At 38.4% G+C, this 24,291-nt stretch carries 27 protein-coding genes; 21 read left to right on the forward strand and 6 right to left on the reverse strand.

Annotated features, from left to right (window positions below; all coding sequences use genetic code 11):
* The 4 genes from N7Z68_RS18365 to thrB all read left to right on the forward strand — a co-directional run bounded on the left by N7Z68_RS18365 (position 1) and on the right by thrB (position 3,963).
* Positions 1-222, forward strand: coding sequence for a DUF1450 domain-containing protein (locus tag N7Z68_RS18365; protein WP_275119932.1), 222 nt, complete (start codon positions 1-3; stop codon positions 220-222).
* A 464-nt stretch (positions 223-686) separates the two neighbouring features.
* A complete protein-coding gene (locus N7Z68_RS18370; protein WP_275119933.1) occupies positions 687-1,979 on the forward strand; it encodes a homoserine dehydrogenase in 1,293 nt (430 codons plus the stop codon).
* A 2-nt stretch (positions 1,980-1,981) separates the two neighbouring features.
* Positions 1,982-3,046, forward strand: a complete 1,065-nt coding sequence (thrC, locus tag N7Z68_RS18375) for a threonine synthase (RefSeq protein WP_275119934.1) — start codon at positions 1,982-1,984, stop codon at positions 3,044-3,046.
* Positions 3,043-3,963 carry a homoserine kinase gene (gene thrB / locus N7Z68_RS18380; RefSeq protein ID WP_275119935.1) on the forward strand — a complete coding sequence of 307 codons (921 nt, stop codon included), beginning with the start codon at positions 3,043-3,045 and terminating at the stop codon, positions 3,961-3,963. The genes thrC and thrB overlap by 4 nt, the downstream gene beginning before the upstream one ends.
* A gap of 38 nt (positions 3,964-4,001) precedes the next feature.
* On the opposite strand, the gene N7Z68_RS18385 is transcribed toward thrB, so the two are convergent.
* The gene (locus tag N7Z68_RS18385; protein ID WP_275119936.1) at positions 4,002-4,241 is read right to left on the reverse strand and encodes a NifU family protein; all 240 of its coding nucleotides are present in this window, start codon (positions 4,239-4,241) and stop codon (positions 4,002-4,004) included.
* Between the two features lie 566 nt (positions 4,242-4,807).
* On the opposite strand from N7Z68_RS18385, the gene N7Z68_RS18390 reads away from it, so the two are divergent.
* A complete protein-coding gene (locus tag N7Z68_RS18390; protein WP_275119937.1) occupies positions 4,808-5,119 on the forward strand; it encodes a YuzD family protein in 312 nt (103 codons plus the stop codon).
* Between the two features lie 119 nt (positions 5,120-5,238).
* Here the strand turns inward: N7Z68_RS18390 and N7Z68_RS18395 are convergent, their stop codons facing one another.
* Positions 5,239-6,876, reverse strand: a complete 1,638-nt coding sequence (locus N7Z68_RS18395) for an FAD-dependent oxidoreductase (protein WP_275119938.1) — start codon at positions 6,874-6,876, stop codon at positions 5,239-5,241.
* A 199-nt stretch (positions 6,877-7,075) separates the two neighbouring features.
* Here N7Z68_RS18395 and N7Z68_RS18400 point away from each other — a divergent pair, with 199 nt between their 5' ends.
* The 3 genes from N7Z68_RS18400 (at position 7,076) to dapF (ending at position 8,652) form a co-directional block, all read left to right on the forward strand.
* A complete protein-coding gene (locus N7Z68_RS18400; protein WP_275120007.1) occupies positions 7,076-7,312 on the forward strand; it encodes a YuzB family protein in 237 nt (78 codons plus the stop codon).
* Positions 7,313-7,544: 232 nt separating this feature from the next.
* On the forward strand, positions 7,545-7,793 hold the full coding sequence (locus N7Z68_RS18405; protein ID WP_373323195.1) for a hypothetical protein: 249 nt from the start codon (positions 7,545-7,547) through the stop codon (positions 7,791-7,793).
* A gap of 10 nt (positions 7,794-7,803) precedes the next feature.
* Positions 7,804-8,652, forward strand: coding sequence for a diaminopimelate epimerase (gene dapF, locus N7Z68_RS18410; RefSeq protein WP_275119940.1), 849 nt, complete (start codon positions 7,804-7,806; stop codon positions 8,650-8,652).
* 218 nt (positions 8,653-8,870) lie between these two features.
* Here dapF and mqnE read toward each other — a convergent pair whose 3' ends face one another.
* Positions 8,871-9,965 carry an aminofutalosine synthase MqnE gene (gene mqnE, locus N7Z68_RS18415; protein WP_275119941.1) on the reverse strand — a complete coding sequence of 365 codons (1,095 nt, stop codon included), beginning with the start codon at positions 9,963-9,965 and terminating at the stop codon, positions 8,871-8,873.
* A 475-nt stretch (positions 9,966-10,440) separates the two neighbouring features.
* Here mqnE and N7Z68_RS18420 point away from each other — a divergent pair, with 475 nt between their 5' ends.
* From N7Z68_RS18420 to N7Z68_RS18430, 3 genes are all read left to right on the forward strand, one after another.
* On the forward strand, positions 10,441-10,626 hold the full coding sequence (locus tag N7Z68_RS18420; RefSeq protein ID WP_275119942.1) for an aspartyl-phosphate phosphatase Spo0E family protein: 186 nt from the start codon (positions 10,441-10,443) through the stop codon (positions 10,624-10,626).
* 70 nt (positions 10,627-10,696) lie between these two features.
* Positions 10,697-11,050, forward strand: a complete 354-nt coding sequence (locus tag N7Z68_RS18425; RefSeq protein WP_275119943.1) for a HesB/IscA family protein — start codon at positions 10,697-10,699, stop codon at positions 11,048-11,050.
* Positions 11,051-11,225: 175 nt separating this feature from the next.
* Complete coding sequence (locus N7Z68_RS18430; RefSeq protein ID WP_275119944.1) at positions 11,226-11,429, forward strand: alpha/beta-type small acid-soluble spore protein; 204 nt, start codon at positions 11,226-11,228, stop codon at positions 11,427-11,429.
* 82 nt (positions 11,430-11,511) lie between these two features.
* Here N7Z68_RS18430 and N7Z68_RS18435 read toward each other — a convergent pair whose 3' ends face one another.
* Positions 11,512-12,504 carry an NAD(P)/FAD-dependent oxidoreductase gene (locus tag N7Z68_RS18435; protein WP_275119945.1) on the reverse strand — a complete coding sequence of 331 codons (993 nt, stop codon included), beginning with the start codon at positions 12,502-12,504 and terminating at the stop codon, positions 11,512-11,514.
* 397 nt (positions 12,505-12,901) lie between these two features.
* Here N7Z68_RS18435 and N7Z68_RS18440 point away from each other — a divergent pair, with 397 nt between their 5' ends.
* The 5 genes from N7Z68_RS18440 to spsC all read left to right on the forward strand — a co-directional run bounded on the left by N7Z68_RS18440 (position 12,902) and on the right by spsC (position 17,037).
* A complete protein-coding gene (locus tag N7Z68_RS18440; RefSeq protein WP_275119946.1) occupies positions 12,902-14,104 on the forward strand; it encodes an NAD(P)/FAD-dependent oxidoreductase in 1,203 nt (400 codons plus the stop codon).
* Between the two features lie 286 nt (positions 14,105-14,390).
* On the forward strand, positions 14,391-14,546 hold the full coding sequence (locus N7Z68_RS18445; RefSeq protein ID WP_275119947.1) for a YuiA family protein: 156 nt from the start codon (positions 14,391-14,393) through the stop codon (positions 14,544-14,546).
* A 374-nt stretch (positions 14,547-14,920) separates the two neighbouring features.
* Positions 14,921-15,238 (forward strand): YuiB family protein, encoded by a 318-nt coding sequence (locus N7Z68_RS18450; protein WP_275120008.1) that lies wholly within the window; start codon positions 14,921-14,923, stop codon positions 15,236-15,238.
* A gap of 190 nt (positions 15,239-15,428) precedes the next feature.
* A complete protein-coding gene (locus tag N7Z68_RS18455) occupies positions 15,429-16,070 on the forward strand; it encodes a deoxynucleoside kinase (protein WP_275119948.1) in 642 nt (213 codons plus the stop codon).
* A 274-nt stretch (positions 16,071-16,344) separates the two neighbouring features.
* Positions 16,345-17,037: a stationary phase survival protein SpsC gene (gene spsC / locus N7Z68_RS18460; RefSeq protein ID WP_275119949.1), complete on the forward strand. Its 693-nt coding sequence runs from the start codon at positions 16,345-16,347 to the stop codon at positions 17,035-17,037.
* A gap of 202 nt (positions 17,038-17,239) precedes the next feature.
* Here spsC and N7Z68_RS18465 read toward each other — a convergent pair whose 3' ends face one another.
* Both N7Z68_RS18465 and N7Z68_RS18470 read right to left on the reverse strand, forming a co-directional pair.
* A complete protein-coding gene (locus N7Z68_RS18465; protein ID WP_275119950.1) occupies positions 17,240-18,058 on the reverse strand; it encodes a cobalamin-binding protein in 819 nt (272 codons plus the stop codon).
* A gap of 147 nt (positions 18,059-18,205) precedes the next feature.
* Positions 18,206-18,682 (reverse strand): divergent PAP2 family protein, encoded by a 477-nt coding sequence (locus tag N7Z68_RS18470; protein ID WP_275119951.1) that lies wholly within the window; start codon positions 18,680-18,682, stop codon positions 18,206-18,208.
* A gap of 149 nt (positions 18,683-18,831) precedes the next feature.
* Here N7Z68_RS18470 and N7Z68_RS18475 point away from each other — a divergent pair, with 149 nt between their 5' ends.
* The 5 genes from N7Z68_RS18475 to N7Z68_RS18495 all read left to right on the forward strand — a co-directional run bounded on the left by N7Z68_RS18475 (position 18,832) and on the right by N7Z68_RS18495 (position 24,098).
* On the forward strand, positions 18,832-19,215 hold the full coding sequence (locus tag N7Z68_RS18475; RefSeq protein WP_275119952.1) for a DUF309 domain-containing protein: 384 nt from the start codon (positions 18,832-18,834) through the stop codon (positions 19,213-19,215).
* A gap of 72 nt (positions 19,216-19,287) precedes the next feature.
* Positions 19,288-20,796, forward strand: coding sequence for a leucyl aminopeptidase (locus tag N7Z68_RS18480; RefSeq protein ID WP_275119953.1), 1,509 nt, complete (start codon positions 19,288-19,290; stop codon positions 20,794-20,796).
* Positions 20,797-21,148: 352 nt separating this feature from the next.
* Positions 21,149-21,670: a TRAP transporter small permease gene (locus N7Z68_RS18485; RefSeq protein WP_275119954.1), complete on the forward strand. Its 522-nt coding sequence runs from the start codon at positions 21,149-21,151 to the stop codon at positions 21,668-21,670.
* Between the two features lie 53 nt (positions 21,671-21,723).
* On the forward strand, positions 21,724-23,001 hold the full coding sequence (locus N7Z68_RS18490; protein WP_275119955.1) for a TRAP transporter large permease: 1,278 nt from the start codon (positions 21,724-21,726) through the stop codon (positions 22,999-23,001).
* 47 nt (positions 23,002-23,048) lie between these two features.
* Positions 23,049-24,098 carry a DctP family TRAP transporter solute-binding subunit gene (locus N7Z68_RS18495; protein WP_275119956.1) on the forward strand — a complete coding sequence of 350 codons (1,050 nt, stop codon included), beginning with the start codon at positions 23,049-23,051 and terminating at the stop codon, positions 24,096-24,098.
* The last annotated feature ends 193 nt before the right edge of the window (positions 24,099-24,291 follow it).

Raw genomic sequence — 24,291 nt, forward strand, 5'->3', positions numbered from 1 at the left:
ATGGCTCATCAAATGGAATGTTGTTTTATAAATCGATTAAACGGCAGCGAAGCCATCTTTTCAAAGCTGGAAAAACGGCCGAACGTCAAGGTCGAAACGTTCAATTGTATTGGAAATTGCCATCAGTGCTCCGAGGAATTTCACTGCGTGCTGAATGGAGAGCGATTAAGAGCATCAACACCTGAGCAACTATATGAGATCATTATAGAAAAGCTGAAATAAGGGGCAAGGGACGGCGATAAAGGCTGTCCTTGCTTTTTTGTATGAAAAAATATCGCTCTACATATAGCATGAATGACACAAGAATAAACAGTTACGCCGAATATTTGAAATTGCGCCGATAAATCGTGAGTTACGCCGATATATTTGAAACTGCACCGATAAATCGCCAGTTACACCGATAATTGAAATGCGTAGATTTTTTAAGATCACAAGACCTTTACTAACCTCTTCTAGCCTACCCTATTTGTAATTTAACTGCCCCCATAACCATTAAGTTCATATTGTTCATCAATTCTTTATAATCGAAAGCACCACAATATGTTAGAATTATTTTAATTGAAAAATAATTCAAATAAACCCTTGTAAATGAGTGGCAGTAGAATTATAATGTCCATTATAGATATACATTTGTTTATTCTGAATACACATATAAAGGATAAAACCTATGTTGAGGAGTGGGGAATGTGAACGGAATTTCAATTGGTTTACTTGGCCTAGGAACAGTCGGTACGGGGGTCATTAAAATTGTAGAAGGACACCAAGAAGAATTAATGCATCAAGTAGGGTGTCCAGTGACGGTAGGTAAAGTACTTGTGCGTTCCCTTGATAAAAAGAGAGATGTAGAAATCGATGAAAATAAATTAACCGAGAACCCTGAAGAGGTTATTGATAACCCAAATATTGACGTAGTCATTGAAGTCATGGGGGGAGTAAAAGAAGCAAAAGCCTATATTGTTCGCTCATTGCAAAATAAAAAACATGTCGTAACCGCCAATAAAGATTTAATGGCACTGCATGGTGCAGAGTTATTAAAGATTGCTCAAGAAAATGGTTGCGATTTGTATTATGAAGCAAGTGTAGCAGGTGGGATTCCGATCATTCGCAGTTTATCAGAAGGGTTAGCTTCTGATCGAATTACAAAAATGATGGGGATCGTCAACGGAACGACGAATTTCATTTTAACGAAAATGAGTAAGCAAGGCAGTTCCTATGAAGACGTTTTAAAAGAAGCACAAGAATTAGGTTTTGCTGAAGCGGACCCTACGTCAGATGTTGAAGGCCTTGATGCAGCAAGGAAGATGGCCATCTTAGCCACATTAGGCTTCTCAATGAACGTAAAACTTGAGGATGTCGTTGTACGCGGGATTACGACCATTACACAAGAAGATCTTCATTATTGTGATCAGCTCGGCTATACAATGAAATTAATCGGGTTAGCGCACCGAAGTGATGGAAGAGTGGAAGTGAGTGTTCAACCGACGTTATTACCGACTGAACATCCATTAGCAGCCGTTAATGATGAGTTCAATGCGGTTTACGTGTACGGCGAGGCAGTAGGCGAGACGATGTTCTACGGACCTGGAGCGGGGTCCCTACCGACAGCAACAGCGATCGTATCTGACCTTGTGACAGTGATGAAAAATATGCGACTAGGAGTAACAGGACGAAATGTCATTGCTCCACTTTATCATAAAGAATTAAAGACAGACGAAGAAATTCAATCGAAGTACTTTTTGCGTTTACATGTTGTGGATAAGGCCGGAACATTTTCGGCGATTACATCACTGTTTGCAGAACACGGTGTAAGTTTTGAGAAATTATTACAATTACCAATCAAGGAAGCAGATCTAGCTGAAATTATTATTATTACGCATACGACAAGTAAAAAAACGTACGAAGACATTTACCAAGCGCTAAATCAACTGGATGTTGTTCAATCTGTTGAAAGTAGTTACCGTGTTGAGGGAGGAAAATAATTATGAGTCAGTGGAAAGGTTTACTAGAAGAGTATAAGCAATTTTTACCGATAAATGAGAATACACCGATGCTGTCATTACGCGAAGGAAATACACCACTTATTCCATTAGAAAATTTATCGAAAGAATGGGGCGTCGAAGTGTATGTAAAAGTAGAGGGAGCAAATCCAACGGGATCTTTTAAAGACCGTGGAATGGTGATGGCAGTTGCTAAAGCAAAAGAAGAAGGTAGTCAAACGATCATTTGTGCTTCTACAGGAAATACATCTGCGGCGGCTGCGGCATACGGAGCACGAGCAGGACTTCGATGCATTGTCGTTATTCCAGAAGGTAAAATCGCGCTTGGAAAGCTAGCTCAAGCGGTGATGTATGGCGCAGAAGTGCTCGAGATTAAAGGAAACTTTGATAATGCCTTAGATATAGTCCGTAAAATTAGTGAACAAGAACCGATTACACTCGTCAACTCAGTTAATCCTTACCGTATCGAGGGTCAGAAAACAGCTGCTTTTGAAATTTGCGATGCCCTCGGTCAAGCGCCAGATGTATTAGCGATCCCAGTAGGTAATGCCGGAAATATTACAGCTTATTGGAAAGGGTTTAAAGAATACAATGAGCATAAGCAAACAGGTCTTCCAGAAATGCGAGGATTTGAGGCAGAAGGTGCAGCAGCGATTGTCCAAAATGAAGTGATCGAAGAGCCAGAAACAATCGCTACAGCGATCCGCATTGGTAACCCTGCAAGCTGGAAACAGGCAGTAGCAGCAGCCGATGAATCAAACGGAAAGATCGATTATGTAACAGATGATGAAATTTTAGCAGCCTATAAATTGCTTGCAAGTCGTGAAGGTGTCTTTGCGGAACCGGCTTCTTGTGCATCTATTGCAGGATTAATAAAGCAAATTCAATCAGGTGAAATTAAAAAAGGTTCAAAAATAGTTTGTGTGCTGACAGGAAATGGACTTAAAGATCCGACGACAGCAATGGATACGGTCGAGGTAAAACCATTAGTACTACCAAATAGTGAGGAAGCCTTTATGGAACATATTAAAGGCGGTGTGCATCAATGAGCTTAGAAAAAATGCTCATCACGGTTCCAGCAAGCTCAGCTAATTTAGGCCCAGGGTTCGATTCGATCGGTATTGCGGTTAACCGATACCTAACGTTAACCGTGCAACCGAGCCAAAAATGGAGGTTTCACTCGAAGTCACCAGAGCTAAAGGGAGTACCGGAAGGAAAAGAAAACCTCATATACGAAGTGGCTGAACATATTGCCCACGAACTTGGCGGTGATCTTTATCCTTGTGATGTCGAAATGGTCAGCAATATTCCTTTAGCTAGAGGGCTTGGAAGTAGTGCAGCAGCCATCGTTGCCGGGATTGAACTGGCTAACCAACTGTTAAAAGCAAACTTAACGACCGATGAAAAAGTGAGATTTGCAAGTCTTTGGGAAGGACACCCTGATAATGTAGCACCATCAATTTATGGCGGACTCATTGTCGGAAGCCACAGCACTGAACGTACGGATGTTGTCTACTGCGGTGTACCTGAAATTGATCTTGTGATGCTCGTACCTGATAAAGAATTGCTTACAAAAAAAGCACGAAGTATTTTGCCTGAACAATTACCATTTAAAGAAGCTATTAGAGGCAGTGGACTTGCAAACGTCTTAGTAGCTGCGATTATGCAAGGAAATTGGGAGCTAGCCGGGCAAATGATGACCCGCGACCTTTTTCACCAGCCATATCGCCTGCCACTTGTTGACGGATTAGAAGATGTTATGAACTCGATTTATGAGCTGGGTGGATACGGTGCTGCTTTAAGCGGAGCAGGACCTGCGATCATATGTTTTACAGCGAAAAATAAAGGAGAAGCTCTTAAGCAAACATTAGAAGAGAACTATCCAGCTTTTTCAGTAGAACGAGTGGAGCCAGCGAGCGAGGGAGTAGTAGTAGAAATTTTGAATTCGGCGGTAACCGAACGATAATAAAAAAGATCCCCGGAGATGGGGATCTTTTATTTACATTAAAATACTTGTTCGATTTCTTTTACGCCAGGTACTTCTTCTAATAAAGCGCGTTCGATACCAGCTTTTAATGTGATCGTTGAACTTGGGCAAGAACCGCAAGCTCCTAGAAGACGAACTTTAACTACACCTTCTTCATCGATATCTACAAACTCAACGTCTCCTCCATCACGAAGAAGGAATGGACGTAACTTATCTAATACTTCTTCAACTTGTGCACGCATTTCTTCACTTGCCATTTATAACACTCCTTTCTTTCCTCAATTATAATATCCATTCACTAAAAAATCTATGATTGTGCACTGTAAATCCTGAATTTCCAATTTTTCAACGTTGTTAATAGGTAGGTTTGCTTTTTTGATGTTTTAGTGATTTTGAACAATAAGCTGTCATGAACAGAAAAGGCTCCTTAATCGTAACATCGTAGGTTAATTTGGGTTGACTGCTAATACAAGAAAAAACCAAACCAAATCAGAGCTACATTACGAAGGGAGCCAATACTATGAAGGATAACCAAAATGTCTCAGTTTAAACGGATCAAAGTATAAAAATGTAGTTGTTATTACAAATTGTACAAACTCAATGTGTTAAAGCGAGTGCTCCAGTCGCTACCCGATCGCTTGCGCTTTTCTTGTCTAGCTCCAGGGTCCATCGGCTCGAGGTCGCTTCGTGCCATCTAACGTGCCCCCAAGAGCAGGACACTTATAGATGGCCCTCCAGCGCTTGTCGCCGATAAGCAGGCCCCTTGCGCTTTTCTTATAATACAGTGTATGATCGATTTATTAATTTGTTGAGGGTGATTGTTTTGAGTAGTGTAACGATTAGTATATACGGTGCGGAAGTGAAATGTGCAAGTTGTGTAAACTTACCAACTTCTTTAGAAACGAAAGAATGGTTAGAAGCAGCACTTACTCGGAAATATCCAGACGTATCGTTGCAATTTAGATACGTTGATATTGAACAGGATGAAATCGCAGATGCGGATCAAGGTTTTGTTGAAGCGATCCATAATGACGAATACTTTTACCCGCTTATTGTCATAGACGATGAAGTTGTCGCAGAGGGTAATCCTAAGTTAAAAGCGATAAGTGAAAAAATAGAAGAGCTGATTAAATAATATTTCAGTCTAGAGCCATTTCAACCTAATGTAAATATGATCAAAGAGCAAATATAAAAAAAGGGCATGGAGTTTAGTCCCATGCCCTTTTTCGATCTGATTGTACTTCTGTTATAGCATCAACCAGAATGATATTTGTACATCCAAAGCACGCCGCTTTTAAGTACACGCGGCACGCGGCCTAGTAAAGTGCGTTCACCCATTAATCCGAATCCGTGTTTTTTCCCGAGTGAACCGAGCACACCTTTTAATTTAATCTTAGGAAGTGTTTCAGGTATAGCTTCACCGTTCCAACGTTTTTTCAGAACCATGACAATTTGTTCACCTTGTCCTTCAGCAAGCTGCGCACTTGGTGCGTGCGGTAAACTTGCACAGTCACCGACAACGAATACATTCTCGTCATTTGGCAGGTGATGATGAGGAGTTAATTTGACTCGACCTTGCTCATCTTTGTCTGTTTTTAAGTTTCTAACGACTTCCACCGGTTGGATACCAGCGGTCCAAATAATCGCATCGCAGTGAATCGGTTCGTTATGGTTATATAATGTATTTTCTTCAACAGCCGTAATGTTTGATTTATTGACGACCTCTACACCGTGGCTCTCAAACCAATTTTGCACATAAGAACTCAATCGGTGAGGGAACATGGATAATACTATTTCACCGCGGTCAAATAACTTGATCGTTAAGTCCGGACGACTCTCTCTTAGTTCACTCGCTAGTTCAACCCCGCTTAATCCTGCACCAACAATCGAAACGACAGCATTTGGGCGTAAATTACTAAGAGTTTCATACGTTTTACGTGTTGCTTCCATACTTTGGATACTTAGTGTGTGTTCAGGTGCACCGGGAACATTGTGATATTTATCTTCACAGCCTAAACCAATAATTAAGGTATCGTATGAAAAAGCATCATCGTTTTCTAAATGAATTAATTTATTTTCTAAATCAATTTCTTCTACCGTAGCATATTTGATTTTTAATCGTTCGTCGTCTGGGAAGTGGACACGAATATGGTGATCTGATTCGGTGCCAGCAGCTAGTGCATAATATTCCGTTTTTAAACAATGATAAGGCATTTTATCAATCAATGTTACTTCAATATTGTTAGGTAGATCGTTAGTGAGTAAGCGTTGTAAAACTCTCATACCACCATAGCCGCCACCTAATACTACGAGTTTATGCATGTGATGATTTCCCCTTTTTTCTAGTATTGCCTGTAAACAAATGGTGATCAATTCCATCATTTGTTTAATTACCTTATGCTTTGGCTGTCTGTCGGCAAACATGACAAGGCCATATAAAAATTGACTATTTATTAAGTGACTCCATTGTTTAATACATACATCTGGATTAAGTTCGTTCAGTTGTAGGGCTTGGTCTAATAAATCTTCCCAATATGTATGAATAAACTGGTCTGATTGCAAGGAATGGACCCACATTTTTACTGTTAATTCAGGGTTATCGTTATAATCTGCTAACAATTCCGCGATTACTCTTTCAACCTTAAATAAAAGCGTTTTCTTCTTAAAGTAATCTTCACTCATTAATGCAGTAACCGCTGTCAAACGTTCAGCAATTAACGTTTGTAATATTGACTCTTTCGTAGGAAAATAGTTAAAAAAAGTACCTTTTGCAACTTCGGCTGCTTCGGTAATTTCTTTTACTGTCGTTGCGTCAAATCCGTTCTCACGAAAAAGAACAATTGCTGCACTGACAATTCGTTCTTTTGTACGCTCTTTTTTATTTTTTTCCATCTCAGTACTCCTTAAAAAGTGACCGTGGTCAGTTTGAATTATAACAATTCCATGTCTAAATAACAACAAATTTGTGAAAAAATTAAGGACTTTTAATAAGGAGTTTTTGAGTATTTTTCCTCAAAACATGTTAAGATTGATTTATTGTACTAAAGGATGTAGCATATATGCAGAGTGAGAAATAGAGGTGATAACTGTGATAAAACCAATCGTAGAATTTTGCCTGAGTAATTTAGCCAGCGGTAGTCAAAAGGCTAAAGAAGAGCTAGAGAGGGACCCTAATTTAGACGTGATTGAATACGGGTGCTTGGGTCATTGCGGCCAATGTGCTGTATCGCATTTTGCTCTAGTAAACGGCGAGTTTGTGTATGGTGATTCAACGGATGAATTAGTAAACAACATCTATATATATATTGAAGAAAATCCAATGTTTTAAAAAAGCCAGCTCTTGAAAAGGAGCAGGCTTATTTTATAATGAAAATAAATTAGCAGGCATCAGTTAAGAGTGGATAAGTGGGGAAATCCGAAGCCGCTAAGTTTTGCAGGAAAAAAGCGGACACACAGGCTGCCTATGTCAAATCGTTTTTTTTTGGTTTCCTGCTATAACAGCTTGAAAATTTAAAATACTTTAAAAGACAACATGTTACTCATTGCAAGCTATTAAAGGAGTGTTTCTATTGGATGTCATTCCATTTGAAAATACGTGGCCTTATGAAAAAGTAATGAAAGATATTTATTTTAGTGAATGTCCGTATTGTGAGACAGAGAGTGTCTTGCTTCATTTAAAAGAAAGTGACTTAAAGAGAGCGAAAGAAGGGATAAAAACGCTAGTAGTTATGCCTTGCTGTCGCCATAAAATGACTATACTAGAAGCAGATGATGATTACTTTTGGACGGATGAAAAGTTAAGAAAGTGAGGAACTTCTAATGAAATTCACAAAAATGCATGGATTAGGAAACAGTTATATCTATGTCGATCTGTTTCAAGAACAGTTGAAGGAGGAAGAGTTGCCGCAACTGGCCGTAGAGGTAGCTGATAAAAATAAAGGAATTGGTTCGGATGGAATGATTCTTGTTTGTCCGTCTGAGGCAGCTCATGTAAAAATGCGAGTTTTTAATAATGACGGATCGGAAGCGAAAAATTGTGGTAATGGCCTGCGCTGTGTCGCAAAGTTTGCTTACGAACAGGGCTATGTTAGGGATACGACGTTTCAAATTGAGACATTAGGCGGTTTAGTAGAAGCGACTGTTCACTTAAAAGGGGAACTAGTAGAAGAAGTAACGGTAAATATGGGACAGCCTCGTTTAGCGCGTAAAGATTTACCGATGGTTGGCGACCCCGAGGAACAAGTGATTGCTGAGCCGATTGAGCGCAATGGACATTTGCTAGAGATGACTGCAGTCTCGATGGGTAATCCCCATGCCGTATTTTTCGTCGATCAAATTGCTGCCGCGCCTGTAGAAACGTTAGGTCCGGTTTTGGAGAAGGATGAGATTTTTCCTGAATGGGTTAATGTCGAGTTTGTTGAGGCGGTTAATGCAACGGAACTGCACTTTCGTGTATGGGAAAGAGGTTCTGGAATCACACAAGCGTGTGGAACGGGAGCGTGCGCTGCCGTAGTAGCTGCGGTCTTAAATGACAAAGTGAAAAAGGGTGACGAGATCACGGTTCACTTACTAGGCGGCGATTTAAAAATCACTTGGACAACAGATGGCGATGTCCTCATGACAGGGGCAGCTGAAACGATTTGTACAGGTGAGTATATTCGAAAATAGCAAAAAAAAAACGGTCTCCATTAGGAAGACCGTTTTTTTTGTTCAAAGAAAAGAATGAATAGAATTCGAAGATGTTCAGCTCCAGGTGCCATCGGCTCGAGGTCGCTTCGGTCCATCAAAAGTGTCTGAAGAGCAAGACACTTATTGCTGGCCCTTCAGAGCTTGTCACCGATAAGCAGCACCTTGCGCTTTTCTTTATTCATTAAATAAACGTTTAATTAATATTTCTTAACGATGTTATAGAATGTGTCTCGTTCTACTGGTGTTCTGCCAGCTGTTTTAATCAAGTGGATTAACTCGTCACGTGTAATACCAGCTGAAGTTAATGCACCAACAGCATGAGAGATACGCTCCTCAATTAACGTGCCGTGAATATCATCAGAACCGAACGTTAATGCCATTTGTGTTAGCTGAACGCCGATATTAATCCAGTACGCTTTAATGTGGTCAAAGTTATCTAGCATCAGTCGGCTGATTGCTACTGTTCTCATATCATCAAAAGCAGAAGTTCTTCGCTTTAAACCAGCGTTAATAGAACGTGGCTGCATAGCTAGCGGGATAAATACCATATAGCCATTTGTACGGTCTTGAAGCTGACGTAGGCGATCCATATGAATCAGACGTTCTTCATACGATTCAATCGATCCGTACAGCATTGTCGCATGTGTTTTTAACCCAAGTCCATGTGCAATTTCATGAGCTTCTAACCATTGATCGGTAGATGCTTTATCTGGACTCATTTTCAGGCGGTAACGTTCGGTTAAAATTTCAGCTCCACCGCCAGGCATCGTATCTAAACCAGCTTTGATCAGCTCTTCTAGAACTTCTTTCATTGAGATCCCGGCAATTCTTGAGAAGAACTCAATTTCAGCTCCAGTATAAGCTTTTACTGTAGCTTGTGGATAGTGCTTTTTCAATGTACGAATCGTATCTAAATAGTAATCAAAAGGAACTTCATGGTTATGGCCGCCAACGATGTGGAATTCACGAATATTATCGTTCCAACGGTCGCTGACGTACTTTAGTAAAGCAGCTTCGTCCATTGTGTAAGCCCCTTCTTCACCAGGCTTACGCTTAAAGCCACAGAAACCACAGTCCGCTTCACAAACATTCGTAGGATTAATGTACATATTTTCGATAAAATAAACGTTGTTCCCGTTCTTTTTTTGATTGACCTCATTTGCAAGTTGAGCAACTGAAAGAAGGTCTGGTGTTTCGTATAAATACAGTCCGTCTTCAATTGAAAGACGTTCACCATTTTGTATTTTGCTTGCAATTTCCTGCATGCGGTTGTCCAGAGTAAGTGTAGACATCAAATTACCTCATTTCATTATATTTGGCTGTATAAAAGCACATCGTGTAATAGCACCCGTATTTAAAGTTTTAAACAAACTTAACCTATAGAAAAATGATAGAAATCTATTCAACGGTTGGAGGGAAATTTCTTAACAACTAGATCATATAAATCAATGATATTGTACCACTGATATCATTATCCCCCAAGTTATGCGAAACATTTTATTTTTAAATGTTCTTCTATTATACTATCAAACAAAAATAAGAAAAAGAAAGAAAGAACAATTGTAAAAAACTAGATTATTATGTTTAATATTCTTTCGATAAGGGTAAACCGTTAGTATGAGGGTATATTTCGATGTGAATTTTTTCTGAAAAAAATGTGAATTAAAGATATTTCATTTTGTAAACAATGGGGCTTTTTGGTAAAATAACAAATAAAGTTGTCCTTTTAAAAAAATAAAATAAGGACTAAGGATAGGGGTGAGTGGTTTGGAGAGGATTTGTTGTGAAGAGTGCCTGTCGACAATCGAAGTGTTAAGAGAAAAAATGGTATCAACGGCTCTACAATATGGATTTAACCACCCACTAGTATTGGAGTATAGTCAAAAAATAGACGAAAAACATAATGAAATACTAACGAAGCAGAAAACAGAAATGTTTTTAATCAAAAAGTAAAAGAAAATGTCCTTCCTTGAGAACAATATGTATAGGTAGTAAAATAAGATATAGTAGAGGAGGGATTTGAATGATAATCATTACAGAATCAGCGATTGCTCGTATCAAAGAGATGTTAAATGAAGAAGAGGAGCAAGGGTTAAAGCTTCGAATTGGTGTGAAAGGTGGGGGCTGTAGCGGCCTTTCATATGGCATGGGCTTTGATAAAGAAGAGCAAGACACTGATCAAAAATTAGACTATGACGGCTTAGAAGTGCTAGTTGATGAAGAAAGTGCGCCTGTCTTGAAGGGTGTAGTTATCGATTATAAACAAAATATGATGGGCGGCGGATTTACAATTGAAAATCCAAATGCGATTGCATCATGTGGTTGTGGTTCTTCGTTTAGAACAGCTGAGAATGCTGGAAAACCGGAAGAGTGTTAAAAGTATAGTTTTAGTTAAGAAAAAGGCTGAGTCGATCAGTCTTTTTTTTTATACGTAAAGAGTGAAGGTTAAGTAGCTTCATCTTTTTATGGTTAATATTGGATTTCACAACAAAGTATAAAATCTCAATATCGACATAGGTTATACATACATTATACAAAAGGAGGAATTGATCATGACAAACAACAATTCAAATCAATTAGTCGTACCAGGAGTGCAACAAGCACTTGATCAAATGAAATATGAGATTGCTTCCGAATTTGGTGTACAACTAGGTCCAGACGCTACAGCTCGTGCTAACGGGTCAGTAGGTGGAGAAATTACGAAGAGACTTGTACAAATGGCTGAACAACAATTAAATGGCGGTTTTGTAAAATAAAAATATCCATACCACACCTCCACTATGTTGAATAGATGACAAAAAGGCTGAACATAAATTCAGCCTTTTTGCTTTAATATAACTAGAACATGCTCGAACTATGACCGGGTTGGAGGCGAGCATCTGGGTCCATATAGAATTTAGCATTGTTTACGGCTGTAGGTGCTTCACCAAAGCCAACTGCAATTAACTTTACCTTACCTTCATATGAAGCGATATCGCCAGCAGCATAAATGCCTTTGACGTTCGTTTCCATTTTTGAATTTACAATGATGGAGTTTTTTTGGATTTCCAGCCCCCACTGTTTAATGGGACCTAGTGAAGAGATAAATCCGTAGTTGACGATGACAGCATCCACATCGACCGTTTCCTCTTTATCTCCCCGGACTTCTTCAAGGACAACTTGAGTAATGTTCTCACCGTCACCAATTAATTCTTTGATTGCAAAAGGGGTTTGAATGTCGACTTTGGATTGGTGTAATAGTTCTACACTATGTTCATGGGCTCTAAATTTATCGCGACGATGAACGAGCTTTACGCTTTTAGCGATGGGTTCTAACATTAGTGCCCAGTCAACAGCAGAATCGCCGCCACCGCTCACTAGAACATTTTTACCTGCAAATACACTTAAATCATTTACAAAATAGTGGAGGTTTTTTCCTTCGTATTGTTGAGCCCCGTCCAATTCTAAACGTCGTGGTTGAAAGGCTCCAGCTCCTGCAGTAATAATGATCGTTTTTGAGTAATGTATGTCTTTATTTGTATGGATTTTAAACACTTTATCTTGTTGTTTTTCTATGCTTTTTACAGATTGTTCTAATACAACCGTAGGATTAAATTTACTCATTTGCTCTTTAAGGTTATCGACCAATTCTTGAGCACGAATTTTTGGGAAGCCAGCTACGTCATATATGTACTTTTCTGGGTATAATGCAGATAGTTGACCGCCCAACTGTGGCATACTTTCGATAATTTTCACTTTTGCCTGTCTCATTCCACCGTAGAAGGCCGTAAATAAACCGACAGGACCACCGCCAACGATCGTAATGTCATAAACATTGCGTTTTTCTGTCATGACTATGCACCTCCACTTTTATTTTTCTAAATATTTAAAAATATGTTTCCAATTATAAAAATAGACGTTATAATAGAAATTTTGAAGAAAGAATTTGTTAATAAAAAACGATAATCAAGTCGATTATACCGGTTACTGTAAAACTTTACATTCCAAATAAATACACACATAAACGTACGGGAATAAGAAGAAATTATAAAAAAGATAGTTGAAAAATATAATAAAAACAAATATGATAATACATGTGGATTTGTGACTATTTATCGAATTAATTTGTTAACCTTTGTCTAATTTTATAAAAAAATTTTTTGACTTTTTAAGTGAAGTAAATCACAAACTAGTAAATTACTTCAGAGATTAACAGTATTTAACTAAAAAGAAAATGGAAGTGATGAAGTTGAATAAGCCAAAAATTGTAATCTTAGGAGCAGGCTACGGGGGAATGATTACAGCTTCTCGCCTAACGAAAGAGCTAGGTTATAATGAAGCGGACATTACGTTAGTCAATAAACATAATTACCATTACCAAACAACTTGGTTACATGAACCAGCTGCTGGTACGTTAGACCCTGAAAAAACGCGAATGAAAATCAGTGATGTTTTAAATCTAAATAAAATACATTTTATTAAAGATGTCGTTGTTGATATTAAAAAGGATGAAAAGAAAGTCATCCTTGAGAAAAACAACGAACTCGATTATGACTATTTAGTGGTTGCGTTAGGTTCAGAGCCTGAAACATTCGGAGTGCCTGGAGTATTTGAACACGCATTTAGTAAATGGACGGTGAACGGTGCTCGTCAAGTAAGAGATCACATTGAGTATCAGTTCTCTATTTATAATAATGAAACTGAAAAGCGTGATGAATTATTAACATTCATTGTAGCTGGTGCTGGATTTACGGGCATTGAGTTTATCGGTGAATTATCTGAGCGTGTACCACAATTATGTGATTCATATGATGTACCACGCGAAAAAGTGAAAATGTACGTCATCGAAGCGGCGCCAACTGCATTACCAGGATTTGATCCTGAACTAGTTGAGTATGCCATGAATTTATTAGAAAGCCGCGGGGTAGAATTCAAAATCAGCTGTCCGATTAAAGAGGTAACTGAGCATGGTGTAATTCTTGCGGATGGAAATGAAATTAAGTCTGAAACGGTTGTATGGGCAACAGGTGTACGTGGTAACTCACTTATCGAAAAAGCCGGATTTGAAAACATGCGCGGTCGTGTAAAAGTAGAGTCAGACCTTCGTGCTCCAGGTCATGGAGATATCTTTATCATTGGAGATTGTGCGTTAATCATTAACGAAGAAATCAATCGTCCATACCCGCCGACTGCTCAAATTGCGATGCAACAAGCTGCAGTTTGTGCGTCTAACATTAAAGCACTAATTCATAATGAAACTACAAAAGGATTCAAACCAGATATTAAAGGTACAGTTGCTTCTCTAGGAGGAAAAGAAGCGATTGGTATCGTATTTGATCGTAAACTTTACGGTTCATCTGCAAACTTCATGAAGAAAATGATCGACAACCGCTACCTATACATGCTTGGCGGAACACCGCTCGTTCTTAAAAAAGGGAAAAACCCCCTATAAGTTGTATTTCCAAAAGCTGACTCTCACTAAGAGTCAGCTTTTTATATGGGTAGCATCTATAATGGTAGCAGGTACCTTTAGTACACTAAAGGTACCTGCTACCATTAAAGAATATATTTTCTGTAAAAGTATTTTGATTCTTCAAATAACGATGATTTTAGAAGGAAATCAAATTTGGTTGCGCTTACATGATAATAATTAACCAAAATTTATGTTTTGCATTTTCGCTGGACAATTGATAAAATTATCTGAAATATCAGAAATATTAACAAGGAGGTTATTATAGATGAAGAAAAGACAAATTGTTCTCAAAGACGGTCAATGTCCATATTGCAACGGAACGGGTTATTTTGAACTATTTTTAGGTGGCAGTGAGACGTGCGATCTTTGTTCAGGGCAAGGTGAATTAAATAAGCAAGTAGAAAAGAGCGTAGTATCATAATACTAAGTAGCTCGTTTTCGTGGAGATACATGGTCAATAGCATATGAAATAGCATATCAATTAATTGGTATGCTATTTTTCGTTTAGAATAGTAAAGTAAATTGCACTTAAAATGAAATCGTGAAGATGACTGTTGGCAACTTATAAGGAAGAACAGCCTTCATAAAGGTGATGAAGGACAAACCTTAATAAAGCAATACTCGTCATATGAATACGAAATGGAAATACTACATTTTCTTTTATAAAATTCACTAGTCGTTCAAGTATTCGATATTGACGCAGTTACGGAGATTAAGTAAACTAACATTTGTAGTATTATGTCTAATTTACTTAGTTAAGCTGCTTTTTTTGGGGGTGTAGATGTGGATTTCCTTATGGGTTTGCCCGTTTTAATTATATCGGTATTATTATTTTTAATCTTATTTTTTGGGATCGGTTTCTTATTAAATATGATTTTACGTTCAACATGGGTCATGGCAATTATTTATCCAATTGTTGTCATTCTAATTGTTGATAATGTTGGACTATTGGAGTATTTTACTTCTCCTATCGTCTCATTAAGAGCATTGGGATCTGATTTAGTTTCATTGAAACCAGCAGACATTATTATTTTATCGAGTGGAATGTTAGGTGCGGTTTTATCTGGTGTCGTTATAAGGATGCTTAGAGCCAGAGGATACCGGATGTTTTAATTATATATGGTGAATAAATTTTAGCTATTATCATAGCTCATCCTCGGAGTAGTCGGTTGGTTTATAGCCGACTTCTTTGTTTTTATGAATCGACACTTCAGGGTTTACACCCATTGGGTTATACAGTTATTGCTTTTATATTTATTAGATTGTTTTTTGGTTACAGGAACACTAGGAGATAGGTGATGAAATGGGAGATGATCAAGTGATAGTACTCGGCGGGATGATAGGCGTAGGAAAGTCAAGTTATGCAGATGCTATTGGAAAATACTATGGAACAGAAGTATTCTTCGAATCAGTAGACAACAATCCAATACTGGATAAGTTTTATTCAGACCAAAAACGCTACGGATTTATGTTGCAAATGTATTTCTTAGGAACAAGATTTAATGCAATAAAAAAAGCGTTTCACCATAGACGCAGTGTATTAGACCGTTCTATTTATGAGGATGCATTGTTTACACAAGTAAATTATGAACTTGGGAATATAGCCAAAGAAGAAAAAATGGTTTATGACATGGTGTTTAAAGAAATGATGGAAGAGATTGAAGGTATGCCAAAAAAGGCTCCTGATTTATTTATCTATTTAAGAGCGAACTTCGACACGATTATGTATCGAATTGGTAAACGTGGCCGTGATTTTGAACAAGATGAAAAGCTAATTGAATACTACCGTTATCTTCATAGTAAATATGATGAATGGATCTATAATTCTTATGACGCTTCTCAAGTACTTACAATCGATGCTAACAAATACGATATCCATCAAGAAGAGGATGCTAAACAAATATTTTCGCTTGTCGATAGCAAGTTAGGATTGATGAAAATATAATTCAGGCAGATCATTATCACATGACAACCATTTAGTACACACTGATAAACGTATGGAGACCTCTATAGAGGACAAGGTTAGTGGTATTCATACAATAGAATAAGAAGATCATGGACTTGCCTTAAAGGTGAGTCTTTTTGTTATTTCAAAATAATCATTTTAGGGAACTTTGTCGAGGTGTCAGAAAAATGTAAAAGTAAACTTTTGTACTCCTTTTTTTTGAATAATTTCTTCGGAAGTGGAGAAGCTTAGTCAATGAGAGGGAGTGAAGAAAATGGAAATTGCGAAAAATACATTTCGCAGAATAACCATGACAATAATGTTTTGTTTAGCGTTTTTCACAACTTACCAAACGATTGTAGGTGCAGGTGCGCAGGAATTACCTATATGGTCTAAACTTGGTTTTATTGAGTCACCTAGTGCAAATGATAATAATAATGGAATTAAGGATAGTAAATTAGTACACAAAGAATTACCAACATTTCAGCATATGTATGAAGTAAAATCACTTCCAGTTGTTGACACTGACGCTGTTTCATTGGAGGATGCAGTTGACTGGGAACTCTATCCTTCTAAGATGGTAGTTGCAACAGGCTACACTGCAGGATATGAGTCAACCGGGAAAAACCCTGGACATCCAAGTTACGGCATTACATATTCTGGTGTCCAAGTTCGCAGAGATTTATATTCTACGATAGCCGCCGATCCAAATACGTTTCCTATTGGAAGCATTCTCTATATCCCCGGCTATGGATATGGTGTAGTAGCAGATACAGGGTCAGCTATAAAAGGAAATAAAATTGATTTGTACTATGATACAGTAGCAGAAGTGTTTGACCAATGGGGTAAACAAGAAGTAGAAGTATATGTAGTAAAAGAAGGTAACGGGAAGCTGTCTGAGCAAGAACTTACGGATTTAAATGAAAATGAAGCTGTTCAAGTTTTTCGCAGACAAATGTCGTTCTAACCAACCCAAAATAAGAGACTAACAGCAGGGTACCACGTACCTTTAACACAGTAAAGTAAAGTGGAGCAGAGAGTGCTAAGTGAGCTTACTTTTATTAGTGTAAAGAGGTAAAGGACGTGCTTCGAGTTAGTCTCTTATTTGGTTTTCGCTTATATGTTCAAATGCTAAAAGTAAAATTAGCCCTGAGTTTAACGATATAGTATTAAATCTCCGTACCCAAAATCGGATCTTTTCCATCAAAATCTGGATATTTATCAGGATGTAATAGGTGAGCGGCCTTTTGTAACCCAACGAGTAAACGCGGAGAAGGACGGCAGAAAAGAGGCTCATCTAATACGTGGATTTTATCATCAACCACAGGAGCAAACTCGCTCCAGCCAGGACGCTTCCTGACAATATCAGGGTTCACTTTATCGTGGTCGACACCAACCCAAACGAGGCAAATGTGATCGGGTTTTCTGCTCACAACATCATCCCAATCAGTTTGAACACTTGCTTTATCCACGTCATCAAATATATTTTTCCCTCCAGCTAACCGGCTAATCTCAGTTAACCAGTTTGTTTGACCTGGTGTAAATACAGGTTTTGGCCACCATTCCCAGTATAAACGCGGTTTATCTACAATCTCCTTGCTAATCGCATCATATCGACTAAGTAAGTTTTGAATTCGCTCAACGACGTTTTCCGCTTGAGCTTGGTGCCCAGTAAGTTCGCCAATTTTAAGAAGGTCCTCACAAATTTCTTCCAAAGAATTTGGTTGAAGGACAATATGAGGAATATTACGTTCTTTCAGCCGCTCAATGTTTTTCTCCATACCAGGTACGCTTAAAGATGCTAGGACGAGGTCTGGTTCAAAAGAAGCTAACTTGTCCATATCGATATCTAAATCTGGACCAAGACGTGGTAATGTTCGAATAGATTTTGGCCAATCTGAATAATCATCAATAGCAATGAGTTGGTCTTCAAGACCTAAATAGGCCAGTAATTCAGTGTTACTTGGACAAATAGAAATAATTCGCATATTTGTTCCTCTCCTTGTTATTTCTTTTAATAGAGTGTTTGTATTTATTTAGCAGTGTGAGTTTGAAACTGAACCAATAGTGAAAACACCATTAGACAAAAAGAAAGATGACTCAAGCGCTGCACTTTGGAGTCATCGATTTTAAATTTAATATAACATTGTATGGAGGAAAAGTGTTAAGACAATTCCTAATAATCCGCCAAAAAATACCTCTATCGGTTGATGGCCTAATAATTCTTTTAATTCTTCTCTTTTTTCTTCTTCCTGCATCTTTGGCCAAGACTTTACTTCATGAACTAACTTATTAAAATCAGCAACAAGTTGATTGAGGACCGTCGCATGATAGCCTGCGTGTCTTCTAATCCCTGTGGCATCAAACATAACAATAATTCCGAAGATCGCCGCTATAGCAAAAAGAGGTGAGTTTAAACCTTCTTCAATGGCTAATGCTGTTGATAAAGCAGTAACAGCAGCTGAGTGAGAACTAGGCATTCCTCCTGTACTTGTAAGAAGTCTCCAATCAAATTTTCGTGTTGGTATGAAGGCTAGCGGTACTTTAATAAATTGTGCGAAACCGATCGCTATGAGTGCTGCCCATAAAGGGAAATTTTGAAAAATATCCATTGTTCAGTATTCGTCCTTTCTATATAAAAGAAAATAATTGCGACATATGATTTGCAATAAGGAACATACTTAGTTTATGTTTTCAGTGGGCTGACATACTTTCTATTCCCGATTCTTTTTAATTTGTAACATGTATGAGGTGATTTGGAATGGGTGATTCGTTATATCCAATGGAATACTATGAATTTTTTATTAAATTCAATGAAGGTGACTACTATACCTGCCATGATCTACTAGAAGAAATTTGGATGACAGATAAAAGTAATTACTTTCTCAAAGGAATGTTACAAATGACGGTTGCCATTTATCATTATGAGTACGGAAATGTGAAGGGAGCAAGACTGATGATGTCTGCAGGACTTCACTATATTCAACCATATCGCCCTTTTTACTGGGGGGTCGATTTGGAAGAAATTGATCGATTTATAAAAAGGTGCTTGTCCATTATACCACAGGACATCGAACGCGTCCCGTTTGAACAAGTGAATGAGCTTCCAAAACTTCCTCAACTCGCATTGTTTTTATATGATTAAAACAGAAATTCGATACTCGAAATAATAGAAACTTATCGGTATAATAAAAGAAACCGAAAAAGGGGGAAAACGATGTTTAACATTAAGGCATTGAATGAATGGAACAATGAAGAAGTAGAAGGTCTTTTTATTGGATTGTATGAAGGTGAAAAAAATAATTCTGGAATAGTAGAAGAAATCGATACTGCATTAGGTGGAAATCTAAAGCAAATGCTTAAAGACAACCGTTTTGACGGAAAGGCAAAGGAGATCTTTTCTTTTCATACGTTAGGTCAGTTAAAAGCTAAAAAAGTATATGTCGTTGGGCTTGGCAAGAAGTCTGAAGCCAATGATGAGCAGCTACGCAGTGTTTTTGCTTCACTAAGTAAGGCGCTTCATGCCGATCAATTACAACATACAGGAATTATTTTAGACTCATTTTCAAATGGAGAAGAAGATTATGAGCAACTGAGTTTCCTTCTCGGTGAAGCAATTGAACTTACAAGTTACAAAGTCGCTGATTACAAAGAAAAGAGTAATGTCGTTGAAAAGAATTTAGAAGGTGTCACTCTTTTTACAAATGAGGAAGAGGCATCGTTGCTTGAGGAATTACAAGCTGGAAGAGTTTATGGAAGCGGTACAAACTTGGCCCGTGCGTTAGTAAACACGCCAGGAAATTTAATGACACCAACAGACCTCGCGCAAACCGCAAAGGACATTGCAGAGCGTCACGGAATGGAAATTGATATTCTAGAACGAGAAGATATGGAAAAGCTCGGAATGGGTGCGCTTCTTGCTGTGGCACAAGGAACAGAACAACCACCGAAAATGATCGTGTTAAAATATCAAGGAAAAAAAGAGTGGAATGATGTTTTAGCATTTGTAGGAAAAGGACTTACGTTTGATTCGGGTGGAATTAGTATTAAACCGAGTTTAAATATGCATGAAATGAAGATGGATATGGGTGGAGCAGCAGCTGTTCTTGGTGCAATGGAAATCATTGGCCAAATGAAGCCAGAAGCCAACGTGTTAGCGGTCATTCCATCTACTGAAAATTTATTGAATGGACTGGCTATGAAGCCAGGTGATGTGATTACATCACTAAGTGGAAAAACGATTGAAGTTAGAAATACAGATGCAGAAGGCCGTTTGATCTTAGCAGATGGTGTTACATATGCGAAGCATTTAGGGGCGGACTACATTGTCGATGTTGCCACATTAACAGGAGCAGTGATTATTGCTTTAGGTGAATATACGACAGGTGCGGTTACAAATAACGAAGAGTTCATGGAGAAGCTCTTGTACTCTGCGTACGAGTCAGGAGAGTGGGTATGGAGATTACCAAGCTTCGAGCCGTATCGTAAAATGCTCAAAACAAGTGACGTTGCTGATTTGAATAACTCTCCAGGCCGTCCAGGCGGAAGTATTACAGCAGGTTTATTCGTAGGTGAATTTGCAGGGGAGACACCTTGGGTACACCTTGATATCGCTGGAACTGCGTGGACGTCTAAAGGAACAGAAACCGGACCAAAAGGCGGAACAGGAGCGATGGCCCGCACATTAGCCAACCTCGCTGAACAGTTTAATCCAAACCAACAATAATTTTTTCGGTACCAGGTACCTTTAGTGCGATACCACACTAAAGGTACCTGGTACCGTTTTTTTCGTTCAATTCTTCCTTCCTCCATTCCTTCTTTAATTTCTTTCATTTCTTGTTTCCCCCCCTCTTTTATTTTCCTTAATTCACCTATTTGGGAGTATTCAGCCAGATATGTAAGGAGACTAGAGGATATGTAAATATGATATGGGTCAGTGTACTTCAAGTGAATATATCGTGAACAATCAAGATACACGCCTGTAAAAGCCGGTTGAGTTGGAAAAATAATCCCAGTATCATTAATGTATGTCGTGTTTTCAGACAACTTAGAATACATAAACGAGGAGGCTAAACTATTTGAATATCATTCAAAAGGTTGACCGTGGAATAATGAAGGTCGAAGAATGGATCTTAAGTTATTCGGTCATTCTCATTGCTGTAATGGTTGCCGGAAATGTACTAAGCCGTGCAATTACAGGGAAAAGCTGGGCTTTTGCAGGTGAGATTAGTGAATTTGCGGTTATCCTTGCGACATTTATGGGGATCAGTTACGCCGCAAGAAAAGGTCGACACATTAGTATGTCTGCATTTTTTGACGTAGCACCGCCCAAAATTAGGAAAGCACTCGCTATATTCATTCCAGCTGTAACAGCTATTATTTTATTTGTACTTGCTTATTATGCCTATGGATATATGTCTACTGTAATGGAAAGAGGAAGAGTTACGATGGCTCTGCAAATTCCAGTATGGATCCTGCTTACTTTTATCCCCCTTGGTCTAACGTTGGGTGGAATTCAATTTTTAAGAAATATGTGGATTAACATTAAAGAAAAAGAGGTGTATTTAGCAACGGAGAAAAAGGATTACTCTGAAAACTGAGTTTTCTTTCATCCTCTAAATCTATGAAAAAAAATGAATAGAGAGGGACAACTATGGTAGCAACTTTACTGACGTTAATGGTTATATTTTTAGTGCTAGGTTTTCCGATGTTAATTCCTTTGATTGCTGCACCCCTTATCGTTGTCATATTATTTATTCCGAACATCGATCCGATATTTCTCATACAACAAATGATCCAAGGAATATCTCCTTACGTTCTATTAGCGGTTCCGCTGTTTATCTTTGCAGCAGACATCATGTCTACCGGAAAAACATCGAAACGGCTATTAGATTTTGTCGGTTCTTTTATCGGACACCTTAGAGGCGGTTATGCGATTACTACCGCTGCGGCTTGTACATTATTCGGTTCGATTTCAGGTTCAACTCAGGCGACGGTTGTAGCTATCGGTAAGCCCATGCGCGAACGGTTACGCTCGGTAGGCTATAAGGACTCCAATGCCATTGCTCTCATTATCAATGCGAGTGACCTAGCCTTATTAGTACCACCGAGTATTGCAATGATTATTTACGCACTTGCTGCACCGAGAGCTTCTGTAAGTGAGCTGTTTATGGCTGGAATTGGTCCAGCGATTTTAGTTTTTACGATGTTTGCGGTGTACAGCTACATTTATGCGCGGATAAAAAACATTCCAATGGTTCCGAAAGCGACGTGGAAAGAGCGCTTAGTATTCACGCGTAAAGCACTACTTCCGCTCGGGTTTCCAGTCATTATTATCGGGGGGATTTACTCAGGGGTTTTTAGTCCGACTGAAGCGGCTGCGATCTCCGTTTTATATGCACTAGTCTTAGAAGTCATTATTTTTAGAACGATAAAAATTACAGAACTCCCGAAAATTGCGTTATCAACGGGGCTGGTTACATCGGCGGTCTTTATTCTAGTTGCCGGCGGTCAAGCATTTTCATATGTCATTTCTTATGCTCGTATTCCGCAAATGGTAGCAAATAACGTAATGGGTGGCGACCCATCAGCACTGACGGTTTTATTCATTGTAGCGATCTTCTTCTTTATTGGTTGTATGTTTGTTGATCCGATTGTTGTTATTTTAATTTTAACGCCAATTTTTTACCCGATCGCTATTCAAGCCGGAGTCGACCCGATTCACTTAGGTGTCGTCATCACGTTCCAGGCAGCATTAGGTTCTGCAACACCGCCGTTTGGAGTCGATATATTTACCGCCAGCGCGGTCTTTAATAAATCGTATTTAGATGTTATACGGGGAACACCGCCGTATATTGTCATGCTATTAATAGCATCGATATTAATTATATTATTTGAAGAAATTTCTCTTTTCTATCGTTACTTCATGTAAGGAGGATTTGAAAAGAGAGTTTCATATAAAAAAACAGGGGGTATTTGATGTTTTTTAAACAGAAAAAAGTCATGTTACTTACGTTAGCCATTATGGTCAGTATGATCCTTGCTGCATGTGGAAGTGAAGGGGCAAGCGGTGAAGGCACATACAATTGGACTTTTGTAACAGAAGAGATGGAAGGTCAAGTTCAATATGAATATGCAAGAGAGTTTGCCGATCGTCTACATGAAAAATCAGACGGTGATATTAACATTGAAGTATTTGAATTTGGCGGACTTGGAGATGAAGTAAACCAAGTGGAGCAGCTTCAAAGTGGAATTGTTGAATTTGCGATTGTATCTCCAGGTTTTACAGGAACAATGGTTGATGAAGGACAACTTTTTGCACTGCAATTTTTATTTACAGATGATATGGAGTTAAACCAACATATTTTAGATACAAGTGAAGCGTTAAACGTTCATTTAGCAAACAAGTATGAACAACATAATATTAAGCCGCTTGCATTCTGGACAGAAGGTGCGATGCAGTGGACAGGTAACCGTGAGTTACGTACACCAGAAGATTTCAATGGCTTTAAAATGAGAACACAGGAATCACCACTAATTGTTCGTTCGTATCAAGCCTATGGTGCAGATCCAACGCCAATGAGCTGGGGAGAACTTTATACTTCATTAGATCGTGGAGTCGTTGATGGACAAGAAAACCCAATCTTCTTTATTGAAGATGCTTCATTCCATGAAGTACAAAGCCATATGACTATTTCAAGACATAATATTTACGTTGCAATGACAACAGTAAACCCAGACTTCTATAATGGTTTACCAGAAGACATCCGTAACATGATTGATGAGACAGTGGAAGAAATGCGTCCAGTCGGATTTGAGCTTCAAGCACAGTTAAATGAAGAGCTATTAGACTCTATCATTGACAGTGAAACGCATCCAACAGAAGTAATTGAGCTAACGGAAGCTGAAAGAGATGCATTTAGAGCTTTAGCAGAACCAGTTCGAGAGTATTTTGTGAACGAAGTGGTTGACGAAGACGGCAAGATGATCTTGGAAATGCTTCAATCTGAAATTGAAGCAGCACAGTAATGTGAATAAAGTATAGTAAAAAGACTGACAGATGTCGCTTGAACGAATGATAGTTCAAGGCTGGCCTGTCAGTCTTTTTTTTGTGTAGTAAAGGGAGTGGAGAAGTATGTCGGATTTAGTCAAATGATGTCGAGAAATCGATAAGTGATCAAAAGTTGAAAATAAAATTGCTAAGGTTAAAAATAAAACTAAC

Origin of the sequence: Alkalihalobacterium chitinilyticum (assembly GCF_029028005.1) — a bacterium.
GTDB classification, from domain to species: domain Bacteria; phylum Bacillota; class Bacilli; order Bacillales; family Bacillaceae_F; genus Alkalihalobacterium; species Alkalihalobacterium chitinilyticum.